This is a genomic window from Escherichia sp. E13S3 (genome assembly GCF_004212325.1).
In the GTDB taxonomy this organism is placed as follows: domain Bacteria; phylum Pseudomonadota; class Gammaproteobacteria; order Enterobacterales; family Enterobacteriaceae; genus Escherichia.
Window position 1 is genome coordinate 231,139 of record NZ_RHJR01000017.1, and the last position, 26,125, is coordinate 257,263.

Annotated in this window: 20 protein-coding genes; 6 read left to right on the plus strand and 14 right to left on the minus strand. The window is 53.2% G+C overall.

The window, feature by feature from the left end:
- Positions 1–8: 8 nt before the first annotated feature.
- From tssM to tssB, 13 genes are all read right to left on the minus strand, one after another.
- Positions 9–3,440, minus strand: a complete 3,432-nt coding sequence (tssM, locus tag D9597_RS17480) for a type VI secretion system membrane subunit TssM (protein ID WP_130223712.1) — start codon at positions 3,438–3,440, stop codon at positions 9–11.
- A 108-nt stretch (positions 3,441–3,548) separates the two neighbouring features.
- Complete coding sequence (gene tssA, locus D9597_RS17485; protein ID WP_130223663.1) at positions 3,549–4,988, minus strand: type VI secretion system protein TssA; 1,440 nt, start codon at positions 4,986–4,988, stop codon at positions 3,549–3,551.
- A gap of 4 nt (positions 4,989–4,992) precedes the next feature.
- Positions 4,993–5,736: a type VI secretion system-associated protein VasI gene (vasI, locus tag D9597_RS17490; RefSeq protein WP_130223664.1), complete on the minus strand. Its 744-nt coding sequence runs from the start codon at positions 5,734–5,736 to the stop codon at positions 4,993–4,995.
- Positions 5,733–8,459 carry a type VI secretion system ATPase TssH gene (gene tssH, locus D9597_RS17495; RefSeq protein ID WP_130223666.1) on the minus strand — a complete coding sequence of 909 codons (2,727 nt, stop codon included), beginning with the start codon at positions 8,457–8,459 and terminating at the stop codon, positions 5,733–5,735. Before tssH ends, vasI begins: the two co-directional genes overlap by 4 nt.
- 11 nt (positions 8,460–8,470) lie before the next feature.
- Positions 8,471–9,241, minus strand: coding sequence for a type IVB secretion system protein IcmH/DotU (icmH, locus tag D9597_RS17500; RefSeq protein WP_130223714.1), 771 nt, complete (start codon positions 9,239–9,241; stop codon positions 8,471–8,473).
- Positions 9,242–9,293: 52 nt separating this feature from the next.
- Entirely contained in the window at positions 9,294–10,637 is a 1,344-nt protein-coding gene (tssK, locus tag D9597_RS17505) for a type VI secretion system baseplate subunit TssK (RefSeq protein WP_130223668.1), read from the minus strand.
- A 2-nt stretch (positions 10,638–10,639) separates the two neighbouring features.
- Positions 10,640–11,173, minus strand: a complete 534-nt coding sequence (tssJ, locus tag D9597_RS17510) for a type VI secretion system lipoprotein TssJ (RefSeq protein WP_130223670.1) — start codon at positions 11,171–11,173, stop codon at positions 10,640–10,642.
- Positions 11,170–12,456: a type VI secretion system-associated FHA domain protein TagH gene (gene tagH, locus D9597_RS17515; protein ID WP_130223672.1), complete on the minus strand. Its 1,287-nt coding sequence runs from the start codon at positions 12,454–12,456 to the stop codon at positions 11,170–11,172. The genes tssJ and tagH overlap by 4 nt, the downstream gene beginning before the upstream one ends.
- A 16-nt stretch (positions 12,457–12,472) precedes the next feature.
- Complete coding sequence (tssG, locus tag D9597_RS17520; RefSeq protein WP_130223674.1) at positions 12,473–13,516, minus strand: type VI secretion system baseplate subunit TssG; 1,044 nt, start codon at positions 13,514–13,516, stop codon at positions 12,473–12,475.
- Positions 13,483–15,306, minus strand: a complete 1,824-nt coding sequence (tssF, locus tag D9597_RS17525; RefSeq protein WP_130223676.1) for a type VI secretion system baseplate subunit TssF — start codon at positions 15,304–15,306, stop codon at positions 13,483–13,485. Before tssF ends, tssG begins: the two co-directional genes overlap by 34 nt.
- Positions 15,307–15,310: 4 nt before the next feature.
- A complete protein-coding gene (tssE, locus tag D9597_RS17530; RefSeq protein WP_130223678.1) occupies positions 15,311–15,733 on the minus strand; it encodes a type VI secretion system baseplate subunit TssE in 423 nt (140 codons plus the stop codon).
- Between the two features lie 2 nt (positions 15,734–15,735).
- On the minus strand, positions 15,736–17,220 hold the full coding sequence (gene tssC / locus D9597_RS17535; RefSeq protein WP_130223680.1) for a type VI secretion system contractile sheath large subunit: 1,485 nt from the start codon (positions 17,218–17,220) through the stop codon (positions 15,736–15,738).
- A 19-nt stretch (positions 17,221–17,239) separates the two neighbouring features.
- Complete coding sequence (gene tssB / locus D9597_RS17540) at positions 17,240–17,746, minus strand: type VI secretion system contractile sheath small subunit (RefSeq protein WP_130223682.1); 507 nt, start codon at positions 17,744–17,746, stop codon at positions 17,240–17,242.
- Between the two features lie 686 nt (positions 17,747–18,432).
- Here tssB and D9597_RS17545 point away from each other — a divergent pair.
- The 4 genes from D9597_RS17545 (at position 18,433) to D9597_RS17560 (ending at position 22,584) form a co-directional block, all read left to right on the plus strand.
- Complete coding sequence (locus D9597_RS17545; protein ID WP_016159310.1) at positions 18,433–18,951, plus strand: Hcp family type VI secretion system effector; 519 nt, start codon at positions 18,433–18,435, stop codon at positions 18,949–18,951.
- Positions 18,952–19,165: 214 nt separating this feature from the next.
- A complete protein-coding gene (tssI, locus tag D9597_RS17550; RefSeq protein ID WP_130223684.1) occupies positions 19,166–21,154 on the plus strand; it encodes a type VI secretion system tip protein VgrG in 1,989 nt (662 codons plus the stop codon).
- 161 nt (positions 21,155–21,315) lie between these two features.
- Positions 21,316–22,173: a DUF4225 domain-containing protein gene (locus tag D9597_RS17555; protein WP_130223686.1), complete on the plus strand. Its 858-nt coding sequence runs from the start codon at positions 21,316–21,318 to the stop codon at positions 22,171–22,173.
- 60 nt (positions 22,174–22,233) lie between these two features.
- Positions 22,234–22,584, plus strand: a complete 351-nt coding sequence (locus tag D9597_RS17560; protein WP_130223688.1) for a hypothetical protein — start codon at positions 22,234–22,236, stop codon at positions 22,582–22,584.
- A gap of 23 nt (positions 22,585–22,607) precedes the next feature.
- Here D9597_RS17560 and D9597_RS17565 read toward each other — a convergent pair whose 3' ends face one another.
- Positions 22,608–22,991, minus strand: a complete 384-nt coding sequence (locus D9597_RS17565) for a hypothetical protein (RefSeq protein ID WP_130223690.1) — start codon at positions 22,989–22,991, stop codon at positions 22,608–22,610.
- Positions 22,992–23,180: 189 nt separating this feature from the next.
- On the opposite strand from D9597_RS17565, the gene D9597_RS17570 reads away from it, so the two are divergent.
- Together D9597_RS17570 and D9597_RS17575 are read left to right on the plus strand one after the other, a co-directional pair.
- Positions 23,181–24,362 carry a DUF2169 domain-containing protein gene (locus D9597_RS17570; RefSeq protein WP_130223692.1) on the plus strand — a complete coding sequence of 394 codons (1,182 nt, stop codon included), beginning with the start codon at positions 23,181–23,183 and terminating at the stop codon, positions 24,360–24,362.
- Between the two features lie 2 nt (positions 24,363–24,364).
- Positions 24,365–26,125: PAAR-like domain-containing protein (locus D9597_RS17575; RefSeq protein ID WP_240780437.1), on the plus strand; the 1,761-nt coding region annotated here is incomplete at its 3' end.

Below are 26,125 nucleotides of genomic sequence, written 5' to 3' on the forward strand. Positions count from 1 at the left end.
TTGTCTCCTCAGTACAGCGTGTCCGACAGTCTGAACTGGCTGAAAAGCCCGCCACTGAATGGATTGTCCTCGGTGTCAGCGTGTATCCGGTAGACCATCGCGCCGCCGTCCACGTTAAACCGCACGCTGAATGTCCCTGCCTCAACGCTGGTTAACTGCCCTGCCCCGAACAGGCGGAACTGCGCCCACGGCCCGGTGAAACGGATGCTGCGCGGCGCTCCGCCGCTGACGCCTATCAGCGTCAGTTTACTTTCATTGCCTTCCCGCATATTGTTCGGCCACACCAGATGGGCGGTATAGTTGCGGCCCTGGCTGTAATCGACTAACTGACCGTCTAGGTTCAGCACGCTGCGCCGTTTATTGCCGGAGAGCGATACCGTTTCCACCGCAAACTGCGTTCCCAGTCCGTTTTGTTTACTGAAGAAGATGTCGCGAATCTTCTGTGCAGTATCCAGTTGCCGGATGATGTCCTCGCGGATAATCACCCCGTCATCTCCATCACGGCTCAGGTCATTTTCAATAAACAGTTTCAGATTCTGCTGCCAGAATGTGTCCAGTACGCCATCCGGTTTAAAGAAACGCTCAAACGCATCCAGTGAGGCATCCTGCGCCGAGCGCGGATTAAACGGATAGTTACCGGCAAGCTGTTCATTGAACGGTTTCACCACGTTGTCACGCCAGTCAATTTCCATATAGTGAACGGCCTCCACCATCACCACATGCCAGGCCTGGTCGGCCAGCTTGCCCACCCAGCGGTTGAGCGGCGCAGGCAGGGTTTTCGCCATCTGACGGGTGGCGAATATCGGGTCGCTGCTGTTCTGGTCAAGACGTAGCTGGACGGCTTTCAGCGCCGATTTCCCTGGCACTGGCGCGTTCTGGATCGCCAGCAGATAGCGGTGCAGTTCCGTTAGCTGCTGGTACACCGCCTGCATGATGCTTTCTTTATCCTTCTGTACCGCGAGCGTACTGTTTTCCGGGGCAAATTCATGCCCGAGGCGGGTCAGCAGGCGGAAGTCCGGCTCCGCCAGTGCATTCTCCCGTTCTTTATCAGAGATTTTTTCAGAGAGTACCGCAGGCTGCGTGTTATCACGCAGGGCAGTCAGCGCCCGCTGAAGTGGCTGGTCACCGCTGATTATCTGCTCCAGCGCACCGGTCAACTGGGCAATGGACGCATAATTCCTGACGTTAAGATTATCCATCCCGGCCCGCCAGGTAGCAGTGTAGTCACTGAGATACTGTTCAGTCAGCTGACGCTGAATCTCTGCCCGGTCAGCGTCGCTGTACTTCACGTTATGAGTGATGTTCAGTACCCAGGAGTCCAGCGCGGTCAGTTCCACCAGTTCATCGCGCTGCTTCACAAAGTAGCTTTGCAGGCCGTAACGGGTGAGAAACTGCGGAACAACCAGTTTGTTGTCATCGGCAGATGTGAACACCTGCTCAAAGGTCGGCCCCACCTGGTCGCGCAGGTTAAGATCCGCTGGCAGTACGCCCAGCGCCCGCGTTTTCAGACTCTGGTAAACCCGCTGGTAAACCGACAGTTTGCTAAGTTCTTTCTGTGCTGACACAACTGACTTGTCATAAGGTATCCAGCGGTTGATGGCGTCACTGTCGCCCCCCTGACGCTCTGCGTGCCAGTCCGTGTGCGCCAGCGCGTAATCAAGATGGGACATCAGTTGCGCCTGGATATCGCGCTGGCCGTGGAACTTTTCGCTCCAGCGTTTCGCCATATACTGCTTCACCACCTCATTATTGCGTCCGCTTTTATCCTCCAGCATTCGTATCACGCGCAGCACGGCGAGTTTTTCCTCGCTCTCTGGCGGCGCGGCGTTCATCTCTTTCACCAGCCCGTTAAACAGGGCGGGCAAATAACGCTGCTCCAGCAATTGCAGGTAGGTCTGTTCCACATACGGCCCGACACGACGCCCCTGGTATAACCCCATATCCGCCAGGCGACTGCGGTCGCCCCAGTCACCATAGGCGAGAGTGGCATCACGTACCGGGTTCAGCAGCGGCAGTTGCAGGTTGCCATAGTCATCCATCCCCTGCGGGGGCGTGATATCCATAAACGCTTTCGCCTGCTTCAGCACCTGGACGCCGGAGGCATAGTTGTCATTGTAATAATGGTGCCAGCCAGTGATTAACAGCAACGCTGCCACGCCGCCCGTTGCGGAAAAGACGGTGAGGCGGCGGCGACTGCTGGTCAGCCAGGTCCGGCTCTCCGTTGCCAGGTTAGGTTCTGCCAGTAATGCCTGCGGAAACAGGTTGCGGGTGAAATAAGGCGTGGTATCCACCAGCGGCCAGGCCGTCAGCGGGCTGCTGCCCAGCCGGTACTGGCGGGTAGCGGACTGGGTAAAGATGTCATCCATCTGGCCGCGTTGCAGTGACGAGGTGAGATAGACGCCGCGCAGCATGACGTCCATGTTTTCGCCGTCCAGCAATCCATCCAGCAGCGCCATCAGGGATTCCCGGCTTCCCTGCATCTGGCGGGCAAAGCTGAACAGAGAGCCACGCATATGGCTCTGCGCCAGCATCAGATCCGGCAGCGCCTGGTTCATCCGGTCACACCAGGTTTGCCAGAAGGCATTAAGTTCGCTTCGCCAGTTCTCATTTTCATGGGCGCGGCGGGTGAACGTGACGCCCAGAATGGTATCGCGATCTTTTTTATCCAGTGACTGAAACAGCGTGGCAAAGCCATGCAGCAGATCCAGCCGGGTCAGCACCACATAGACCGGCAACTGGCAGTGAAGTTGCTGGCGTACATCCTGGAGGCGGCTGCGCAGCGTCTGTAGCAGATACTCACGGCGGCGCTTGTCGGCGGTCAGCAGATCAGGTAAATCGAGGGTCAGAATGAGTCCGTTCAGCGGCTGGCGGGCGCGCTTCTCCACCAGCCAGCCCAGGGCATGTTCCCATAACCGGCGGTGCAAAACATTTGCCTCCGGCTGTTCACAGAGCGAGCCATCAATATCGAATATCACCGCCTGTTGCCCGACATGCGGAATGAGATACAGGCGCTGCTCCGCCCCACGCACCGCTTCGGGGGTATAAATAATGTCTGACGGAAAACCCTCGCGCAGCAGTGTCGTTTTGCCACTGCCCGCCGGGCCGATAACCATATACCAGGGGAGCTGCCACAGGTAGCTGCAGTTGTCGAGATGGCGTTGCAGGCGCAGTAACCAGCGGTCGAGGTAACGCTGCTGGGCGTTCAGCTCCACGCTGAGCGGATCAACGGCCTCCTCGCGCTGTTGCTTTTGCATTTTTTCAAGCTGTTGCAGGCGCTTCATCACCCGGACGGTAAGCCACACCAGGGCGATAATCCCCCATGCCGCCGTCGCCAGCCAGCGGTTCGCCAGTGGTTTGAGCCACTGTTCTTCATACAGCGTCCACGTCGGGCCTTTCCACCAGATCCACACCAGCAGGAAAATCCACGCCAGTATAAGCAGCCAGAAGGCAGAAACCTTAAACCGGGGCATCGCCGGGCGCAGGGCTGATTTGAGTCCGCTAAATAGGCGGGGTGTAGGTAATCTGAACACAAAAACTCCTGTTCTCTTTTATTGTTCTGCCGTGAATTTTTGTTCAAGCTGCGCAAGTAACGATGGCTCCCAGTCAGACACCATCGTCTGCCCCCCCATCATCAACAACATCCGGTACTGTTGCTGCGCAAGCTGTACCAGCCCTGCCTCTTCCGTCAACTGGGCGGCAAGGTACTGGCGGTGAAACTGATCGCGGGGATCGCCTTCGGGTAGCATGTCCAGATACCGCAGCGCCGCCTCCAGCCCCTGTTCGGCAAAACAGGCCCTGGCCGCCTGCGATTCCTCACCGGCCTGCGCAACCGGTGCAACTTTGCTGTCAGGCGACGCAGACAGCCATTGTTTCGTCTGCTCACTGATAAACGGTGTACGGTCATTAAACAGCAGCCCGGTAAGCTGAGGCAGACGCTCAAGGAATCGGGTGACCTCATCGCGGATGGCGTCTGCCACCTGTTTGTAGCCCAGACGCTGTGCCGTCTGGGCCGAAAGGCAGTGACCGTCCAGCCAGTAAGGGGCCAGCAGTACGCTTTTCTCCACCTGATGCCACAGCGCCATATCCGCGCTGGCAAGCCGGGACTGATAATCCGCCACCATATCGGCAGAAACCGCAGCCAGTGGGGTTCGTCCATCGCTTTCCACTTGGGGTGTACTGGTGATGTTCTGCCACAGCGCATGGCGGCGCAGGCGATAGCCCTGCGGTGATTCTGGCTGGCGTTCACATAAAATGGCAGCCACTTTTAACAGCGTGTCGCGCCAGGCTTTGTCGTCGTGACTGTCAACGATGACCAGCGGGATTGGAGTGGCTGCAACAGGAGGCTGAGCGGCAGCCGTGTGCGGTGACATATCCGGTACAGATCCGCTCGTGGCCTGCGGCGCACCGGCGGCGGTTCGTGCAGATAACGACGTTTCAGGCGCTACATCACGAAACGCGCGCTGAAACAGGGCAAATAAATCGTCTGTCGCCTTAGCCAGCTCCGGCGCGTTGTGTGCCTGCCAGCACTGCGCCAGCTTCGCCAGTTCCCCCAGCAGCGCATCGCGCTGTGCCGTGGCTGCACTTTCCGCAAAAGACGTGACGCCCGCCTCAAAACGTTTTATCACCTGACTGGCAAAGCGTTTTTTATGCGCCATATTCTGCGGCGCGGCCACCGCCCAGTAATGCTCCACATACAGCGCCAGCAGGCGCAAGGCCAGGAGCGGATCACCGGCATGTTGCAGGGTTCTCAGCAGATGCGCCAGCAGGCGAAAATCCTTACTCTCCGAAGCCAGAAGGACCAGCCCCCGGTGCTGGAGTTCAGGGATATCCAGCTGGCTGTGCGCCAGCGATCCCAGCTTGACAATCCCACCGTCGATATACTCCCAGTCCGGGTTATCGTCCTTCAGCGCTGATGCCAGTTTCTCTTCCGGCAGGTTTTCCAGCAGGTGCGATACCCAGACATTCGGATCGCGTAAGTCCATTGCCATATTTTTATTCTCCCGCCCAGTGGCAGGCATCGCGCAGGGGTGCAATCGCCCTTGCCAGCCCGTCAATGTTAAAGGTCAGCTTTCCGGCGGCGTTGTCTGCGCCGGTATCCACCGTCAGCGTTTTTGCGCCGAACAGTTGCTTAATTTCATCAATCCCGGACAGCCCACGGCTGGACTCCAGCAGGGTGCCGTTCTCGCGTACAAACCAGTGGCTGCGTAATGCCCGGCTGTCGGCATTCAGGGTGACGGCGATATCATGGGCATCCAGAGGGTACATCAGCGCCACCTGCATCCGGGTGATATTGTCCACGCAACTGAACATCAGCACCGGGCGCGGCGGAACATGGCCAATAGCCGGGGTGGTTATCACCACCGTCGGGCGTTCACCCGGCACCTGCGTCACCAGCAGCTCTGTGGTGCTGCCCTGGCGGCGTTTTTCCTGCTCTGTGGCACGGGTCCAGGCTTCGCCCACAAAGCTGGCTTTGACCAGTGCGGCGTTGCCGAAGCCGTGCTGTTCCGGCGCAAGAATGCGGTCATAACAGTCAAGCCGCTCCAGCGCCGCAGACTCCCGCCGACAGGACTGCATGGCCTGTAACGTGGCTGTCGCATCCGGCGGGGTCGTGGTGGCGACGGCGACCGCCACACCGGCCATTGATGATGTCTCTGCGGGCGCGGCACTGGCGGGTAATCCCGCCATCAGGCCCGCGATAAACAATCCTGTCTGCCGGAAAACGAGCAACCTGCTCATAAAGCCATTTCATCCTCTGTGACGGACTCGTCGTCCTGAGCATCTTCCACGTCTGCCGTGAATGCACCGTCTGCCGCCGACAGACGAATCCGGGCAATCGCCGTGTTGGCTGCCATTTTCTGCAACAGCAGCAGCGAGAGCGGCGGCAGCATGTCGCCGTCGATGACCGATTCGAGCATCCTCGCGCCGTTTTCCGCGCGGGTGACGCGGCTCAAGATTTCATCCGTCACTTCCGGTTCAATAATCACTTCTGCACCAAAGCGGCTGCGAAGCACGTTATCCAGGCGGGTGAGTTTCCCGGCAATAATGGTGGCGAGCGTCTCTTTCGACAGCGGCAGGTACGGCACCACTTCCATACGCGCCAGCAGGGCAGGTTTAAAGAAGTCCGCCAGCACCGGATAGAGGGCTTTCTGCATGGTTTCCGGGTCATCGGCGTGTTCGACAATCACCTGATAGCCGAGGTTGGAGGTGAGGAAGAAGACGATGTTTTTACAGTCAATCAGGCGGCCCTCGCCGTCCGCCATCTCGCCCTTGTCAAACGCCTGATAGAACAGGTTGAGCACATCTGGGTGCGCTTTTTCCACTTCATCGAGGAGCACCACCGAGTAGGGTTTCTGGCGGATGGCTTCGGTCAGCACGCCGCCTTCGCCATAGCCGACATAGCCCGGAGGGGAACCAATCAGCCGCGAGACGGTGTGCTTCTCCTGGAACTCGGACATATTGATGGTGGTCAGGTACTGGCGACCGCCGTAGAGCAGCTCTGCCAGTTGCAGAACGGTTTCGGTTTTACCCACGCCGCTGGGGCCAGCCAGCAGGAACGCACCGAGCGGGCGTCCCGGGCGGCGCAGGTCGGCGCGTGCGGTCAGCAGATGCTTATGCAGGCTGGCAATCGCCAGATCCTGGCCTTTGATGGTGTCGCCCAGCCATTTCGGCAGGTCGGTGATGACCGACATTTCATTCTGCGACAAGCGGTTAAGCGGTACGCCAGTCCATTCGGCAATCACCGCTGCAATCTGCTTTTTATCGACGTGCGGGGAGACCAGCAACTGGTCGTTATGCAGGGCGTCCAATTCGACAGTGAGTTGTACCAGCCGCTGCACCGGGGAAACTGTTTCAGCGGTTTCTTCCGGCTGTGTGCTACTGGCTTCATCAGTTGGTGCGATACCGGCATTATCCTGCTCTGACTCTGGCGGCGTACCCACCATGGCATCCACGCCCAGCAACTGCTGGCGCAGCGCGATAATCTCCTGGACCAGCGTCTGCTGCTGGTGCCAGGCGGCTTCCAGTTCATCCAGCGCCGTCAGCGTTTCATCGTACTGTACCAGTACCTCAGTCATCCGTGATGTGTCGGTACGCAGACCGATGCGAAGCTCGCGCTCAAGCTGGCGAATTTCCGCCTCCTGCTGGTGGCTCAGGGTGGTCAGCGCCGAGATTTGCTTCGGTGGCGATGACAGGTTGATTGCCACACGTGCGCAGGCGGTATCCAGCACATCAATGGCTTTGTCCGGCAACTGACGCCCGGAGAGATAACGCTCACTCAGCGTTGCTGCGGCCTGCAAGGCGTCATCGTCAATCAGCACGCCGTGAGACTGTTCATAGACCGCCGACAAACCGCGCAGAATAATGGTGGCTTCGGCGGCGTTGGGTTCGCTGACCTTCACTAACTGGAAGCGGCGCGACAAAGCTGCATCTTTCTCGAAATATTTTTTGTACTCGCTCCAGGTGGTGGCAGCGATGGTTTTCAGCTCGCCGCGCGCCAGCGCAGGTTTGAGCAGGTTGGAGATATCCAGCCCGCCCTGCTGGTTGCCCGCGCCAATCAGGGTATGCGCTTCGTCGATAAACAGAATGACCGGCACCGGAGAGGAAATGACCTCCGCCATCAGCCCCTTAAAGCGTTTTTCGAATTCGCCCTTCACCGACGCCCCGGCCTGCAATGCGCCCAGGTCAAGGGTCATGATATCGGTGTTTTTCAGCTTGTCCGGCACCTGGCCTGCCACGATGCGCAGCGCCAGCCCTTCAATCAGTGCGCTTTTACCCACGCCTGCTTCACCCACTACCACCGGATTGTTTTTACGGCGGCGGCAGAGAATGTCGATCATCAGGTCAATTTCGTGGTCGCGGCACAGTACCGGGTCGAGCCTGCCGTTACGGGCGTCTGCGGTCATGTTTTTCGTATAGCGCGCCAGAAGACCATCTCCTGAATCTATCGCAACGCTCACTGGCTGACCGTCAGCATTCTGTATCGCGGTTTCTGCTGACTCTCGCGTCCACTGCGCAAAGTCCTGTTGCAGACGATCGCGGTTAATGCCGGTCAGCAGACGTGCGGCCACGCCGGGGACATAACGCAGTGGTGAATGCAGCAGGGCCAGCAGCAGTACACCACCGCGCAGTTCGCTGTGCTGCATCTCTGCGGAGGCCAGCAGCCACCCCTCTTTCAGCCACTCGACCAGCATCGGGGAAAATGCCGGATAACTGTCTGCTGTGCGCGACGTGGCGTAGTTCTCCACCGTCAGCGCCCGGCGAAGCTCATTCAGATCGATGTCGGCCCGCTCAGCGATCACCCTTAAGTCGCTGCGCACCGATGCCAGCATCTGCAACAGAACATGCGCCACCGTAATTTCCGATGCCTGCTGACTCATGCACTCCGCTGCCGCCGCTTCCAGCGCCTGGCGGGAAAACGGATTAAGATGTTTAACCAGTGAGGCCAGATTAATCTGGATCATATATTGTGTCCTTACCTGGCGAGCAGCCGGTTCAGTTGATGCAGAATATCCTGCGTCTGACTGTCCAGACGCAGCATGTAGAACAGATAAAACAATGCCAGTACCACCACGCCTCCCAGCAGGACATGCTTTACGGTCAGGCGTTTCATTAACTGATAGCGCCCGCCCTGGGTCTTTTTGTCCTGGTGCAGTAATGGGAAGAGGGCATCGCCACGCAACGTATGCAGGACGTGGTGCAAACGGCGGTAGATCCGCTCAAACTCCCCCTGATCCTGGACGGCCACTTTGTAGCGCCCGCGAAATCCCAGCGAAAAACAGATAAAGATAAACTCCAGCAGATCCTGGTAGCGTTTTGGCTCACGGATCAGGCGCTCCAGCAGGATGAAGACCTTCTCCCCCCCCCAGGCTTCATTGTGGAAATGGACCAGCAGCGACTGTTTGATCCACTCATTCTTATTCGACCAGCCGTTACCCAGCGCAGCCTCATCGATAAAAGTGCACAGAACATAGCGAAAAGAGACGATCACGCCAGGCTCATAGCCCTGCTCCTGGAGTAATTGCTCCACTGCCTGAACGTCGGTCACAACCTGTGCAAAAAGATGTTCCGGCATGGTCTGACTGTTCATCCCGTCCAGGCGCATCACCATCCCCAGTAACGGCGTGGCGGCATCGATCATCGGGTTCAGACTGTTACCGCGCAGGGGCAACCGGTACTGGCGGCTGGAAATATCGCCATCGCTGTCCGGCACCACGGTACCCTGCCTCTCCGGTATATTCCCCATAGCCAGATATTCATTTTCACTGGCTGGCAGGATGAACGGATCGTTCATGGCCTTAACCTCTTATCGCCCACAGTTGTACCCCCAGATCCGGAAAAGTGCCGGAAATATGCAGCGCCAGTGCCCCGGCTTTCATCACGTCCTGCCAGGCAGCAACGCCTTTGTCGAGTTCGAAGTAAACATAACCGTCGTGATAGGGTAACTGGCGCGGTGCGGCGGTCCGTGGCGTCAGCGGCACGCCCGGCACCTGGACGCTGACCATATCGCGGATTTTGTTGGTGGCGGCGATTTTTGACTGCTGGGTAAACTGGTGGATAAGCTGGCTGTGAGGCATTCGCGCACGCACTGCCAGAATAAAGGTGCCGGACTGCAACAGTGTGGGATCGTTAACGGTGGCGACATAAAACCCATCCGAGAAGACCAGCGGCAGGTTCTGCGCACGCGGCATCAGTACAGTATTGAGCGCCCGGTGCAGTTCCGGGATCACGGTACTGAATGAGTGGGTCAGATCGCGGTGACTGTACACCTCCACCGGACAGGGAAGACGGCTGTCCTCCGTGAAGGTCATCAGTTCACCCAGCAGGCGAACCAGATCCAGATAAAAGGTTTCCGGATGCAGGGTATGCAGGTGCGTGCGGTGAGTGAAGTGCATCTGGCTGCGGTTAAGCATCTGCAACATCATAAACTCGGCCACATCGGCAATGCCGCTTTGCTCTGGCGAGCCAATACGCTTTGCCAGTTCGCTGGCGCGGTTGCTGATAAGCCCCTGCACATCACCGGCAAACCCGCTGAGTACCGGACTGACCTTGATGGCCTGACAGGTGGGAATAAAACTGTCGTCCAGCACCAGCGCGCCATTAGCCAGCTTGTCGCGGATACGGCACAGCGGCAGCGTCACCATTGCGCTGAGATCATCCGCACCGCTGACAATTTTGGGCGCAAGTTGCCCGAGGACAATTTGCTGTACATCGCCATCATCAGAGTGCAAATCACGGACATCAGCACGGGCCAGGCGGTAACGCTCCGTCCCCTGCCCTGCGCTCTGACGTCCCTCAATTTCACAGGTAATATCGCTGATGACAGGCAGCGCCAGATAAATGTCATGGCTTCCGGGTTTTGAGAGATCAAGCGGCTGATACGGGACAGGAAGCTGATCCTGCTCCGGAATGCTGAACACCGTACCATCCGGCATACAGCCTGCTGCGTTGTCGAGCATGAGTTTTCCCTGGGCCAGCAGCTCGGTGTTAATCGACAATGACGTGAAGCCCCAGGCAAAATCATCCTGTGCGCTGATACGCTGGTTCAGCAAATACTCCTGGTTCCGCTGCTGTTGCTGAAAATGCTGCGGCAGGGCAAACAACCCTTCCTGCCAGATCACCCTGTTTTTCATGGTCGCCATTGTCAGTTTTCCTCTTTTTTCATTTCGATGCTGTTTTGCCTTACATGCACCAGCAAACGGTAGTTATGGCCCGTACCTTCCACTGCTTCGATTTGTTTCCATTCGGTCGCCTGGTCATCGGAGAAGTAGGCCACGACACCGATAAACTGCGTTTTCTCATCCAGTTTTACCGACGGCAGGGTTTTAATGGAGTCCGGCAGCAGGTTAAAGTCCTGGTGGTCGATATAGTTTTTACCCAGCACATCCGGCAACGGCGTACTGGCGATCTGGTCATAGTCGGCTGCCTGCAACTTAGAGTCGTCGCTCATATAAATCAGTTGCACATCAACTGCCGCCGCCTCACCTTCTGCATTAATATTTGTGTCCGGTTCAGTCAGCAACGTGACCGTCACCTCTGAAGACTGATCCGCCAGTTTCCCGACCTGAATATCCGGGTTCTTGATAACCTGGCTGAGCTTTTTCACCGTTTCGCAGCCTGTCAGGGTGAGGCTGAACAGCACCACCATCATGTAGACGCAAAAGAAGCGCCCGGTCATGCTTCCGGCTCCCGCTGTTTCTCACGCAGTACCCGGTCATAGACCTGGGCATAGACTTCGTTAAACAGCATTTCGAATCCCTGCTGGCGATCGGACGCCAGTTCGTCGTAATAATGGCTGTACATCTGCCAGGCTCCGGCGGCATCCAGCGGCTGACGGAGTTCATGGCTGCGGCGGTACTGGACAAAACGGCGCATCAGGCTCTGTGGTGAAAACGCATCCAGCAGCACGCGCAGCGACTCCACAATCGCCGCCCGGTTAGCCTCTTCGTGGTGGCGGACATTGCGCAGGCTTTCGCTGACGGCGGCGGGGGCAGCCAGATGTACCGGGCTTTTGCCCTCTGCAAACATCACATCAAGCGCGGTGGCATAATCCATGTTCAGCCGCAGCGGGTTATCTTCCAGCGGGCGCAAATGTTTATCCGACAGGCTGTTACGGCGATGTTGTAGATCGAGTAACCCTTTTATTACCGCCTGCAATGTGCGTCCGGCCTCTTCGAGAAAATCATCCGCATCCTGCGAGTTGCGTACAGCCAGGGTACTACCCAGCCCACGCAGTAGCGGGGTAACGGCAAGATGGAGTTGTGCGATGTCTGTCGGATTAACGGAATCATCATGCCTTTGCTGCGGATCGGGATGCACCGGAGGCAGATCCATAAACGGTTTGTCGATCACACCATCCCTGACGGGAGCTGAAGAGCGGGTTGGGACGATCCCGGAGAGAGGATCACCCGCCACCGTCAGACTTTCGGCCTGAAGCGCCTGCAACGGATCGGCTGAAAAACTATTGACCACAGTATCTGCAAGCTGGTGTCGCTGGGGCATACCTGGATATGCAGGCTGACCGTCCGTTGTCAGCAATGAGTCCGCCAGACGGTCACGGTTAGTGACGATAGTTTCAGGTGCTGCCATCTGTTCACTGTAAGTGATCAGTTTTCCTGTGTGGATAAACACCTTCAGCGCCAGCGCCCCCAGCACTATCTCGTCCCCCTGTCGAAGTCGTACCAGCCCGGCATCCGGGGCAACCGGAGCCAGGTTAATCATCAGTCCTGTACCCAGACTCTTCAGACAAAATGTGCCGTCATGCACCACCACCTGGCAGGCGCGACCGGCAACGGAGCCGGCCCTGTCCTGTACCGGCCAGTGGCACTCAGGCAGGTTACCGATATCCCCGCCATCAGCAGTAAAGAGGCATTTTGCGGCACGTCCGCTCTCCAGTTCATTACCGTTCATCACCTGTAATGTCATTGAGAGCCGGGAGGACTGCGTTTTTTCTTCAGCCATATGCGATTCCATAAAATTAATCCCTGATGTGAAGGGTGACGGAAGGCGGCGTTTTGGGCTGACCAATAAACGCCGTGCGTCCGATGCAGGAGCGGGAACTGTCACCCAGCAGCATTCCTTTTGCCTGTTCCGAAGCCAGATCCAGCCGGAGATCCCAGGCAAACTGATCGCGCAACAGAAAGGCAATAAACATGGTCAGCGCCTGGTGGTTTTCGCCTTCCGGTAAAAACGACAGATAGCGCGCCATGGAAAGATTACTTAACCGCAGCAGAAATTTTCCGCTGCGATCAGGCACTCTGGCACCCAGCGTAAAATTAACGCCAATGACGGAGCGCCCCGGTACGTATCCGGCGGTTTTCTTTTTAACATTACGTACGCCCAGCCGGTTCTGCTGGTCAGGCGCAATGACCACCTTACGTAACTGCCAGCTTTCAATACTGACATCCGGCAGATCAAAGCAGTGGCTGACCAGGTTGCACACCACATCCGGCGAGCGCCCCGGCGTTGCCAGAATTCCGGCATACGCGAGCATTTTGCTGTGGTTGATGGCAAGCCTGTCACGCACACTCTGGTTGCCCAGCCCAACCAGCGCATACATTCGCTGTGAAAAGGCATCCGTCCCACCGTTGCGAAAACAGATGTAATAGCGGTACTTACGCCAGGCATGGTAGGCAAATTGCGTCCAGCGGTGGCTGAACAGATCAAGAAATGCTTTCAGCCCTTCTTCATTCTGTGCGGATTCCCGCGCCATCCGATCCAGGTAATAACCGGGTAGCGGAGACTGACCGCCGGAGAAACCGAGAAATTTTGTGGTCAGGGTAAACTGCCCGGAATCACTGCGCTCAAGCGTGCTCAGGTCGCTACAGGGAAAGGCAATACTGGCGTCAGATTTAAACAGCGCCACTTCCTTTTCTGGCTCGGTGCGCAGGGACGGATCCTGATTCGGTGCACCATATCGGCGGTACAGTGATTCCATCAGCACATAAAAATTTATCCCGCGCACATCCGGGAGTATTCCCGTTCCCTCTATATCAGGGCGTGCTGGCCCGTATGTTGCCATTCCCAGGACTCCTGACTTTCCGTGTTAATAATTTTGAGGCAGTGAAATGAGTTGATGCTGGCATAAAGGGCAAAGAAGTATGAGAGCACCGTCCCCAGCAAATAGATCTCCCCCTCACAGACAAAGGGTGCGGGGTTAATCCACAGCGTGGTGGAGAGACCGCGGACCGGTATGCCTTTAAACAGGCGATCGACGGGACGGGATTCCATTTTTTCGATGGCATCCAGCTTCTGGGAGGAAAGCCGGGCCTGCTGCGGGTGATGAATGCCTGGTAAATCAAAAGTACGCAGTACCTGAACCAGTGCTTCCCTGTCCAGCAGCGAGAGGTAGTTCAGGTTCATGCTTGAAATCAGCGACCAGTGCATATCACCATCCGTCACCGGGTATAACGGACGGGTTGGCCGGGTGACATTGCTGAAGGAAGCCACTGCCGGTTTTTTATTCACGGCTTCACAGATATCACCCACATGCAGTGACGCGGGCAACATCCGGTTGGTGCATACCAGCGAGGCCGTGAACACTTCTCCGTCCAGTAGGGCCTGCTCCGGCAGGCTGCCATCAGCATGGACAAAGGCAATGGAATGATCCAGTCCCCGGTGAAACAGTGACGTTTTTGTGCGGTGATGCCAGTAAACGACTTCACGCTGACGGCTGTACTCGATCTGGTGCTGAAAACCCTCAAATTCAGGCCAGAGGCGATACTTTTCCCCTTTGCTGACCGTTGGAAGTTTGCTGGAAACAGATTTTATCTGAAAAATATCATAGAACTCTGGATACTGTTGGCTGGCCGTTAATGGGTACTGTGGCGCACTGTCATCGGGCCTCACTGGTTCAGAATGATGGACAAACAGGTTCACTGCTGGTGTGCAATATGGACGAAGTGAAGCCTTACGCAGCTTAACATCCACCGGAAGAGGCAGATTAAAGTGCAGTCTTAGTGTAAAAGCATGGAGCGGGAAGCCTTTCGGCAACGGTGCAGCCTCCCGCAGATGAAAGAAGAAAAAGCTCTCCGGATAACAGAAATACTCCTGAAGTACACGGTAGCCATTATGTACGTTTTTCGGCCACGGCAGCAGCGCATCCTCCCGCTCAAATCCCGCAGCCTCAAGCCACAGATCCGGCAGCGCCACACGGTGATCTCCGGCTACCAGTTCCGCATCCATCAGACGCTCACTAAACCACAGATAGAGTTGATGGCGGGTATAATCATCCTCATTTCCCAGCCAGAAGGAGAGCTTATTCAGATCCAGTTCACCGGGAGAAACGTTTCCCTCAGTGAAAAAATCTATCTCAATGACACCTTCTTTGAGGGTACTGGTATTCCGTACATCCCTTACCATCAGGGGTTGTAGCCAGATATCACGCGCCAGTGTGAAATAGCAGTTCGGCAGTGCGGCTTTGTTATCATCATAGGTTAACGCACCCCGAGCATAATTTCGCATACTGCTGCCTGTCTGCGTTTTTATCAGCTCGTCGCGGTGTACCTGGACGGATGATTTCAGTTCCTTACGGGGTTGGTATTCAATCACTGCCATTGCCGGAACCGGGCGTAAATAGTTAGGCCACAACATATTAATCAGGCTATGCGTAAATTCCGGGAATTCATCCTCCAGCTTTTGTCGCAAACCGCCCGAGAGAAACGCAAACGCCTCCATCAGGCGTTCTACATCAGGATCACCTTCCTTTTCAGCCAGAAAGCGGGCCAGATAAGGTTTCTCCTGTGACAGCAGCTTGCCAAGCTGACGTAGATAATCAAGCTCTTCTCGATAGTAACGTTCTTCGAAGGCCATCAGATTACTCCACACACCAATGCTGGTGGTTATCCAGCAAAATATCAAATTCCAGAACATCCTGTCGGTCACAGAAATCTATGTACGCTACAATATGAAAACCTAGCTCCAGTGGCGCGTGCATTTCCTCTTCGGCAGCACTAACCACCACATCAGAAATGCGGGGTTCGTAACGCAGAATGCTATTTTTAATAGCCAGAACCATCCAGTCCCGGATGTTCATGGAGTCAGGGGAGCCATCATTAAAATCTACAATCCCAAGCTCCGGAGAACCGTGGCAACTACCAGAACGGGTGTTGAGTATATTGCGCAGGTTATTGCGAACAGAATGCAACAACGCCACCTTTGGACGTTGACGCGAAGAGGGATTTACCGCCTCACCAATACGCTCAAACAAACTTCCTCCCGACTCCCGTTCCGTTACCATGCTCACTCCTTGTCCAGACGTCCGACCAGGGATAATTCAAATGAAGCCCCCATGTATTTGAAGTGCGGACGTACTGCGATATTGACCTGATACCAGCCCGGTTCACCTTCAACATCAGCAACTTCAATTTTTGCCTGGCGTAATGGCTTGCGGCTGCGAACTTCTGAAGGCGGGTTTTCCTGGTCAGCCACATACTGACGAATCCAGGTGTTTAACTCGCGTTCAAGATCTCCACGCTCTTTCCATGAACCCAACTGTTCGCGCTGAAGCACTTTAATGTAATGCGCCAGCCTGTTGATAATGAACAGATAAGGAAGCTGAGTGCCCAGTTTGTAGTTAGTCTCGGCTTCTTTTCCTTCCGGCGTATTGGGGAATACTTTCGGCTTCTGTACTGAATTGGCGGAGAAAAATGCTGCATTGTCAGAGCCTTTACGCATAGTCAGAGTGATGAAACCCTGCTCTGCCAGCTCATACTCCCGTCTGTCGGTAATGAGAATTTCCGTCGGGACTTTAGCCTGAAGCTGGCCCATAGCCTCATATAAATGCACGGGCAAATCTTTTACAGCACCACCACTTTGTGGACCGACAATATTCGGGCACCAGCGCGTTGACATGAAACTCTCAGCCATGTTTGCTGCCAGCAGAAACGCGGTGTTGCCCCACAAATAGTGTTCGTGGTTTTTGCTGACATTTTCATGATAATTAAAGCTTTTCACCGGATTCTCATCAGGCGCATAAGGGTGACGCAACAGGAAACGCGGTGCTGTCAGACCGAGATTTCGGGAGTCTTCTGACTCACGCAGTGAACGCCATTTGGTGTAAGCCGGGCCTTCGAAAATGGCGGCAACATCCTTGATACCAGGAAGTTCGGTAAACGAATCCAGGCCAAAGAAATCAGGGGAAACGGAAGACAGGAACGGGCAGTGAGCCATCGCGCTGACTGCGCTGATATATTTCAGCAGCTTCATATCGGCGGCGGTATTATCGAAAGCGTAGTTACCAATAACAGCGGCAACTGGCTCTCCACCAAACTGGCCGAAACCACTGGAATAAACATGCCGGTAGTATCCTGACTGGGTAATTTCTGGAGCAAATTCAAAGTCATCCAGTAGTTCTTCTTTGGTAGCATGCATCAGATGAATTTTGATGTTTTCGCGCGGATCGGCATGGTCAACCAGCAGTTTCAGTGAACGCAGGAACGACTCCAGTTCCTGAAACTCCGGGGCATGGAGAATCAAATCCATTTGACGCCCCATGCGCTCATCGATGTCGGCAATCATGCCATTGACGGCAAGAATATCGACGGACTCCGCCTCTTCATCACTTTGTAACAGCGCAGTGATAAAAGCAGTCACGCCCTGACGGGCAATATCGTAGCTTTCTGATTCCGGTTTAAAACGAGTCTGCGCCATGATTTCATCCAGCAGCGTGGGCGAGGAGACCGGTGCAGTGGAAGCAGATACTTCCGGTAAGGTGGTTTCTGACATACTGAAGTCCTTGTACAAGTTATTTCCGGCCTGCGAGGCCCAGTTCTGCAATCAGTTGCTCACGGCTCTTTTCGTCATCAAGCAATGCCTGAAGTTGTGCACGGAACGCAGGTATATTGCCCATTGGCCCCCGAAGCGCCACCAATGCTTCGCGTAGTTCGAGCATTTTGCGCATCTCCGGCACCTGGGAGGCAATGTTGTCCGGAGAAAGATCGGCCAGTGACCTGATTTTCAGATTAACGCTCATGTGCGTATCAGACGTTTCGCTGAGGGCTGATGGAACGGTAAAATCACGGCCAATCCCCGCCTGATCCAGTACCGCGTTAAAGTTGTTGCGGTTGATGGCAACGGGCTGGCGCTCATCCAGTGGCGTGTCAACTGCATCTCCTGTCAGGTTGCCAGTAACCAGCAGATTTAGCGGTAATTCCACTTCTGCTGTCTGATTCCCCGTTTTTGGCTTAAATTTAATATTTACTCTTTCTTTTGGGGCAATACTGCCACCACCGTCATTTCTTCTGCTGCTCATAAGAATAATCCATATGGTTATCATCCAGGCCATGAGCGCAGCATGTTCTGCATTTAAAAAATACAGCAAATACCAGCCCAATGGCATTAAAAAAATAAACTTCCACACATTCATAGCGTCACATTCTACGCGCAGAAAAGCATTTGAAAAGAAAATTTTCAAGGGGTATCCTTCCACGAAACAATAGGAACAACAAACATAACAAGAAGCCTGAAGCGATGCGTACTAAACACGCAATGCCCAATAGGAAATTATGTAACTCATTGATTTTAGATCTTTGATCAAGAAACATAAGAAATATTTATGAATTGCAAAATATATATAAATCGCGTGATTGTAATTTGAAATTAATTAAGGATATCCTTATTTTTTTATCAAAATGATAATTAATTAAAAAAGAATATAATATATATTCATGATGAAGTTATGCCTTTTATAGACGGTGGTTTAGAAAACACTTACTAACCACCAACGATCATCCACTCATTGATTCAATTTTAACTAAACAGAAAGTTTAGAATTTGTAAAAACAATTATTACGACAAGCGTCAATTCGCATTGTCTGTAAATCAAGCACAGAGAAATGGTGTGGTTCCAGGCATGAACCGTATCGTTATCTGCCTGCCAGGGATTAACGGCAGGTCATCAGTAAGTTGTTGTTAATAACATTCACAAGGAGTTTACAAATGCCAACACCATGTTATATCTCAATTACCGGTCAGACCCAGGGAAATATCACTGCAGGTGCATTTACTGCTGATTCCGTCGGCAATATCTACGTGCAGGGCCATGAAGATGAAATGCTGGTGCAGGAATTCCTACACAACGTCACCGTCCCGACGGACCCACAATCTGGCCAGCCAGCCGGACAGCGCGCTCACAAGCCATTTATCTTCACTGTGGCGCTGAACAAAGCAGTCCCCCTGCTGTACAACGCGCTGGCCTCCGGTGAAATGCTGCCTACCACTGAACTGCACTGGTGGCGCACCTCTGTGGAAGGCAAACAGGAACATTACTTCACCACCCGCCTGACAGACTCGACAATTGTCGATATGAAGCTGCATATGCCGCACTGCCAGGACCCGGCGAAACGCGAGTTCACCCAGTTGCTCGAAGTTTCGCTGGCCTACCGCAAAATCGAATGGGAACACGTTAAGTCAGGCACCTCTGGCGCTGACGACTGGCGTGCGCCGCTGGAAGCATAAGTTAAGACAACAGCATCCGACCGTCTGGCCGGGTGCTGTTTTTGTATTACACCGCAGGAAAAAAAGGTTGTCAGTAAGGGGTTACGTTTTTACGGGAGATGGCGGATGCCGGATACTTCGGCGGTAGCGTGCCTGAAATCCAGCGTAACACGGTACTGTCACAGCCACTGAACTGTGGAGTGTGTGTTTTCCTGTAAGCATCAGGGAGGTCTAAATGTCATTAAAAGGATTGCGTTTTACGCTGAAAGTGGACGGCCAAAATGCGGACACCTTCGCCGTGGTGAATTTCTGGCTGATGCAGAATTTCTCGTTTCCATTTGTTATGGATGTAGATGTCGCCAGCAAGGTGTTTGACCTGAAAGCAAATAGTCTACTGGAGAAAAAGGCCACGCTGACCATCTGGCAAGGACCTAAGGCGCTACGTTATGTCACAGGTGTGATAGCCAGTTTCGGGATGAAAGAAAATAATAACTGGCAGATGCAGTACCGCCTTCGTATCCAGCCACCTCTGTGGCGTAGCGGCCTGCGCCAGAATTTCCGTATTTTTCAACAGCAAGATATTGCAACTATTTCAGCCACCTTACTGGATGAGAATGGTGTAACAGACTGGGAGCCATCCTTAAACAGTGAGCACCCTAATCGCGAGTTCTGCGTACAGTATGGCGAAACGGACCTGGCATTTCTGTCACGGCTATGGGCAGAAGAAGGCATTTATTTTTATGATAAGTTAGCCCCGAACGGTCCGGATCAGAAACTGACATTATGTGATGATGCAGTAGGTCTGTCGCCAATAGGAACCATTACCTTCAACCCAAATACCCGAACTGAAGCCGACAAGGAGTGCATCAATGCGTTTCATTACGAAACGAATGTTCGTCCTTCATCAATACTGAGCAAAGACTACACCTTTAAAACCCCCGGCTGGGAAGGTAAATACACCCAGCAGGGCAAGAATCTGAATAACCAGTTTGAACAGTATGAAATCTATGACTATCCAGGACGTTTCAAGGATGAACAGCACGGGCAGGATTTTACCCGTTATCAGATGGATGGGTTGCGTAATGATGCGGAATTAGGCAGCGGTAGCAGCAATTCGCCGAGGCTATGGCCAGGAACCCGTTTCACACTGGAGAACCATCCACAGAAAACCCTGAACCGGGAATGGCAAGTGATCGGTAGCACACTAACGGGCGAACAGCCGCAGGCATTACATGCTAGCCAGGGTTACGGAACCTCGATGCATAACCAGTTTACTGTTATCCCGGCAGACCGTACCTGGCGTCCACAGCCAATGATAAAGCCAAAGGTAGATGGCCCACAGAGCGCCATCGTTACCGGTCCGGCTGGCGAGGAAATTTTCTGCGATGAGCATGGGCGTGTACGGGTGAAGTTTCACTGGGACAGAACCCAGACCAAAGATGAAAATAACTCCTGCTGGGTGCGCGTGTCGCAGGCCTGGGCAGGTGCCGGATTCGGCAACCTTGCCATTCCGCGTATAGACCAGGAAGTGATTGTCGATTTTTTAAACGGCGACCCGGACCAGCCCATCATCATGGGGCGTACCTATCACCAGGATAACCGTTCTCCGGGTGGTCTGCCTGGTACCAAAACCCAGATGACCATCCGTTCAAAAACCTACAAAGGTGAAGGTTTTAACGAACTACGCTTTGAGGATGCAACCAGCAACGAACAGCTTTATATGCATGCACAGAAGGACATGATAACAGAGGTGCTGCATGACCGGACAACAACGGTAGACCACGACCATACCGAAACGGTGAAGAATAATCAGATGGTCACGGTGGTTGTGGGGCAAACGGTTAATGTGGGCAGTAAAAAAGAAGGCGGACACGATCAGAAAGTAACGGTTGCCCATGACCAGACCGTCACGGTTCAGAACAACCAGACGCTGAATGTCACTGAAAAACGCGAAAAAAATGTGGGTGGCGATCAGAAAACCACGATCACCGGCGAAGACAATGAAACCGTAAAAAAATCACAGAAAGTGAAGGTTGAGGAGAATTACACACTCGACGTCACGAAAATCACCACCATAAAAGCGGGTGAAAAAATTGAACTGATATGCGGAGCCAGTTCTATCACTCTGGAAAAAGGCGGAAAGGTGACAATTTCTGGGACTGAGTTTGATTTTACTGCCGGTGGTAAGGCACAAATAAAAGGTAAAGACGTATTCATTAATTGAGACATTCTGAGGCAAATAATTACTTTTATAGTATCTATTTAGAAAGGAAAAGATTTCTGATTTGAATCGGAAGATATGAAAGCTGCAACGGACGACAAAGATTTAACGTCAGTATTTGCAATACACGAAATATCGTGCACTTGCCAGAAGAGAGAAATTGCATGGCTGAATATACTAAAAGCAATAATGGTAACGGTGAAACTATAAATGGTTTTTTCAGATCTCAAGGTGAGTTTGAGGCCGAGTCTTTAAAAAAACTGACTATCACCGCCTCTGGTTTTATCAAAAATGATAAGGTACGATATGACTTTGTGACAAATATTGAAGCATTTACAGAAGCTCAACTCACTTGTATTAGTGGCAGTGGTTCACAGGGTGAAAAAACTCTGGCTTTGAATTACTTGCAGCAGGAACAAGAATATCTTGAGAAACAGGTAATCTGGTTGCAATCAAAACAGGTACAACCAGCAGCGTCTGTTGAAGTTAGAATTATAAACGGTGTATTATCCTATATCGTTAAAAGTATTGGACTAATCGGTGGAGTGCTTCAGATTGTATCCGGAGGGGTACTTCTTGCGGTTGGTTCGCCAACGGTGGTAGGTTCGGCTGTGGGTGCCATGCTCATTTTACATGGAGTTACCAATGTATGGGAAAATGGTAACAGTTTATTTTTGGGGAATGATAACGCTACAGGGCCAGCAACTTATATTTACGGGGAGGTGGCTAATTTATTAGGTTATGATAGATCTTATGGAAAGCTGGCATTTGCCGGAATCGACTTGGCATTATCTGCGACTACACTATTCGGAACTAAGTTAGTACCCGATGCCTGGAGACTGTTTCGTTATATCCCTTCTGACTATGAAATGGGATTCAGAACAATGAGCGCTATGGAATTGTCTGCGGAAATTTTCCCGGATGCAGCGACGCTGTATTCTGGTACCCAAACATACTTTTCTTTACCAGCAACCGAACCTGAACCTCCACCTCAACCACTTGTCCCATTTAATGATTACTAGTTGCAATAACGGTCATTATTATATATCTTGATATCATATAATATTATAGGGAGAGTTAAAATGAGCGAAGACGAATTAATTAAAATTATGTATGAAAACAATTTTTCAAAAAAACAAATTAATAATTTGAAAAAAATTTCAGACAAATATTCTACGTCACTCTATGATACTGTTTTTGAACTTTCGCGACGATTTTCACGATCATTATTTATTCATATATTTACTTTTGTTATTATTTTTCATTCATATATCCGACTTTGTGAAGAACATGGGTACACTTTAGGGCATATTTTATTTGCCATTGGTGTCTTTGGTATCACATGTTTAATATTTGATCTTTTTGCACCATTGCTACAGGCATATAGAGCAAAAAAAGTCATAAAGACAATAAATAAAACGCATAGAAAATAAACGATTATAATTTTAGTAGTTAATTATGGCTGACGGATGAAGATCAGGTAAAGCCCCAGCCTTGCCAGTTTAAACGTTGTACATACAGAATGCCCATTCATTCTGGCTGTTATATATACAGCCATATAAATCAAAAACACAGGCTGAAGAAACCAAAACACCCACCCAGGATATCCGGCAACCATACCTGGAATAGAAAAGAACAAAAGACCGAAAATATTGATAATGACTTTGCGGAATAACTTTTTTGCCATAATAAAAATGATATTTTGTAGTTCTGTTTGATTAAGCCTGTCAGAGGTCCCTGAATATTTTTTTTTGAAAAGCAAAAACTCTTTCTGACTGAACTCGCAATCCACTATCTTATCCCTTATTTTCTCTTTCTTTTTGCTGGCTGATTTTTTCATTTTTATTCCTTTTGCCCACATGCATCAGATACAGGATGCTTTAAAAGACAAATTACATCAATCCGTAATAATGCGCAAGATACCGTCTGGGAAAATGAAAAAAAATGTCCTCAGGCATTATCAATTATCTATAAACACTCTCAATATCTGTATCCGTACTTTTATTTCACTCTGTAGCGAGAGCTTAAAATGGAATTCAGAAATCTTACGCCGTTTTCCGTAATGGAATACGCGATGGACGACAAACACAACGAGCGTCATTGTGTGGTCGCCATGAAAACCGGCTTCCGGCTGAAGCAGGACGAGAATGGTCAGTGGCAGGCGCAACTGATGGAAAACCCGCCATTGCCGCTGTGTGTGGAGGATGAGTATGCCGGGGAGATGAACACCTCTCCGGTACTGCGCGAAAGCGACCTTGCTCCCCTGAAACCCGCCTGTGACATCATCATTAACGGAACGGCTTTTACACCGGGGGGCGTTGCCGTACCAGAAATGACGGCAGGTGTCCTTATGTTCTCATCGACAGGTGAGGTACTGATAGACAAAAAACTGCGGATAACCGGCGAGCGCTTTTACCGCTTCCAGCCGCTGACCCGGCAGTGGTACGAAACCGATCCGGAGCCATTCACCTCCCTGCCCCTGGACTACCGCTACGCTTTCGGCGGTGAATGCCGCGTGGAGGCAGACAGCGAATATGCCAGCCGCATCCCTGAAGAATATCGACTGACCGAAGAGCAGCGCCGGGAACATCCCGACCAGGAGAATCCGCCACTGGCGCATATGGCCTGTCCGGTCAATCCGCTGGGGCTGGGCTATATGCAGCAGTGGTATCTGCGGGCCTGTCAGGTTCAGCAGGTTGAAGCGCCCCGTATCATTGCCGCGGACAGTCCGTTTACCCTGAAGCAGTTCACCGCCTGTCTTGAGGGCAACGCTGACTGGTTTGCCCCTGAATTTCAGCCTGCGGGTTTTGGTGCTGTTGGTCGCGCATGGTGGCCGCGTCTGCTGCTGGCGGGAACCTATGACCAGGAGTGGCTGGAAACACAGCACCCCGACCTGCCGGATGATTTTGATTTTAACTACTGGAACTGCGCCCCGGATGACCAGCGAATACCTTTTCCGTTGCCGGGGCCGGGATTTGTACTGACGGGGTTTCGCCCGGAGGGCGATATCCGGTTCACTCTGCCCGCACATGAAGGACGCCTTCTCTTGCGCGCCATGAGCGGGCATCGAATGCCATTACCCATGTTGCTGGACACGGTGGAAATCAATACTGACACCCTGACTGTGGCACTGACCTGGCGCTTTCTGCTGCCCAACAGCACACCACCGGTGCGGGTACTGGAAGCCCGCTACAGAACAAGGAGTGTATAAAGATGGCCGACAACTTTACAGCCCGTAAACACGGACAATGGAAAGTCATCAGCACCAAACCGGATGTCTGTAAAACACCACGCGGAGATTCCACACCGCCTGTCCCCTACCCTGTCACAGCCAATATGGCTGAAGCAGTGATGGTGGTGCAGTCGGTGAAGCTGAACGGCTGCCCGGCTGTGGTCCTAAACCAGAGCACCATCCCTCAGACAAAGGGCGATGCCGCAGGTGCGGCAAAAGGTGTCAGCAGCGGTACAGTGGGTGATGTCTGCGAGCCGCTGGACCACAGCGAGACGGTATTTTTTGGCGGCAAGCCGATACTGCGTCACCACGATGAGTTCTGGATGAACAGCCGCAACACCATCGGGCTGATAGTGGGCCAGCCGCCTCCGGCTGGTGTGACTGCGGAAGAAGCGGACCCGCCTGATGAGCCTGAGACGAAAGAAGAGGAAGAAAAGAGCAGCTGGCTGGACTGGGTGCAGACAGGGCTGGATATTGCCGGGTTTGCACCGGGCTTTGGTTTTTTTGCCGATATGCTGAATGCGGGTATCAGCCTGGCGCGTGGTAATTATGCTGACGCGTTTATGTCTGTGGCGGCCTCGCTTCCGGGGATAGGTGATGCGGCAGCGGCTGGCAGGATGGCTGTCAAAGGAAGAAAAGCAGCAAAGGCGGCTAAAGAAGCCGCCGAACGGGCCGCAAAGAAAAAGCTGGAGAAAGAGGCTGCAATGCGCTCCCGCGCGCTGAGAAAAGCCCGGAAGAAAGCCGCTGCCAAAAAGAAAGGCGGCATTATTAAAGGAAAAATGAAAAACAATAAAGGCAAAGGTAAAGGTGCAAAAAGTAGTGATTGTACCAAACCCGGCGAACCCGTGGACGCCGGAACCGGCGATTTTCTCCAGCATCTCAGTGTTCTCTCCCTTCCCGGCTCACTTCCTCTCTCGCTTTCCCGGTTTTACCGTTCTCAGGCACAACATGGCGGCATCTTTGGCCCCAGATGGACCGATGAATGGTCCGTATCCCTGAAGATACACACAGACGGCTGTCTGCACTTCACTGACAGTGAAGGAGTGGAACTGTATTACCCCATTCCGCAGGACGGTATTTTTAACGGCGCAGTCAACTCCCGCCAGGCACACTACCGGCTGACGGGAGACATGAGCGGAGAACTGGCGCTGTCTGACCGCCGCACACAGCAGACACAGATTTTTTCCCTGGCAGGTACGGGCATTTATCTGCTGTCTGCTGTCCATGATAACTACGGCAACCGGATTGATTTTATCCGCACGGATGGCCTGCTGACGGCAATCCGCCACAGCGACGGTTACACGCTCGCGCTTGCCTGGCAACAGGCTCAACTGACAAGCATTGACCTGGCAACACCGCAACACCAGCGCCTTGTGACCTGTCAGTACGATGAAAATGGCTATCTGGCAGAGTGCGATACTTTCCAGTTCGTTCACTCTTATCATGAGTATTCTCCTGATGGGTACATGATCCGCTGGTGGGATACGGATAAAACCTGCGTGGATATCCGTTACGACCCGCAGGGGCGCGCCGTGAGCACCCTGTCCACCGAAGGCTATTACAACGACCGTTTTATCTATAACGATGAAGAGCACTGTACCACCTACGTGGATGCAGAAGGCGGCGAAACCCGTTACTGGTATAACGAAGACGGCCTGGTCACCCGCAGCACCGACCCGCTCGGTCGGGAAGAGATTACGGTATGGGAGAACACGCAACTCCAGTCACGCACCGATGCACTG

Coding starts and splice junctions, on each gene's coding strand:
- tssA (WP_130223663.1), bottom strand. CDS start 4,988: ATGGCAATGGACTTACGCGATCCGAATGTCTGGGTATCGCACCTGCTG.
- vasI (WP_130223664.1), bottom strand. CDS start 5,736: ATGAGCAGGTTGCTCGTTTTCCGGCAGACAGGATTGTTTATCGCGGGC.
- tssH (WP_130223666.1), bottom strand. CDS start 8,459: ATGATCCAGATTAATCTGGCCTCACTGGTTAAACATCTTAATCCGTTT.
- icmH (WP_130223714.1), bottom strand. CDS start 9,241: ATGGGGAATATACCGGAGAGGCAGGGTACCGTGGTGCCGGACAGCGAT.
- tssK (WP_130223668.1), bottom strand. CDS start 10,637: ATGGCGACCATGAAAAACAGGGTGATCTGGCAGGAAGGGTTGTTTGCC.
- tssJ (WP_130223670.1), bottom strand. CDS start 11,173: ATGACCGGGCGCTTCTTTTGCGTCTACATGATGGTGGTGCTGTTCAGC.
- tagH (WP_130223672.1), bottom strand. CDS start 12,456: ATGGCTGAAGAAAAAACGCAGTCCTCCCGGCTCTCAATGACATTACAG.
- tssG (WP_130223674.1), bottom strand. CDS start 13,516: ATGGCAACATACGGGCCAGCACGCCCTGATATAGAGGGAACGGGAATA.
- tssF (WP_130223676.1), bottom strand. CDS start 15,306: ATGGCCTTCGAAGAACGTTACTATCGAGAAGAGCTTGATTATCTACGT.
- tssE (WP_130223678.1), bottom strand. CDS start 15,733: ATGGTAACGGAACGGGAGTCGGGAGGAAGTTTGTTTGAGCGTATTGGT.
- tssC (WP_130223680.1), bottom strand. CDS start 17,220: ATGTCAGAAACCACCTTACCGGAAGTATCTGCTTCCACTGCACCGGTC.
- tssB (WP_130223682.1), bottom strand. CDS start 17,746: ATGAGCAGCAGAAGAAATGACGGTGGTGGCAGTATTGCCCCAAAAGAA.
- D9597_RS17545 (WP_016159310.1), top strand. CDS start 18,433: ATGCCAACACCATGTTATATCTCAATTACCGGTCAGACCCAGGGAAAT.
- tssI (WP_130223684.1), top strand. CDS start 19,166: ATGTCATTAAAAGGATTGCGTTTTACGCTGAAAGTGGACGGCCAAAAT.
- D9597_RS17555 (WP_130223686.1), top strand. CDS start 21,316: ATGGCTGAATATACTAAAAGCAATAATGGTAACGGTGAAACTATAAAT.
- D9597_RS17560 (WP_130223688.1), top strand. CDS start 22,234: ATGAGCGAAGACGAATTAATTAAAATTATGTATGAAAACAATTTTTCA.
- D9597_RS17565 (WP_130223690.1), bottom strand. CDS start 22,991: ATGAAAAAATCAGCCAGCAAAAAGAAAGAGAAAATAAGGGATAAGATA.
- D9597_RS17570 (WP_130223692.1), top strand. CDS start 23,181: ATGGAATTCAGAAATCTTACGCCGTTTTCCGTAATGGAATACGCGATG.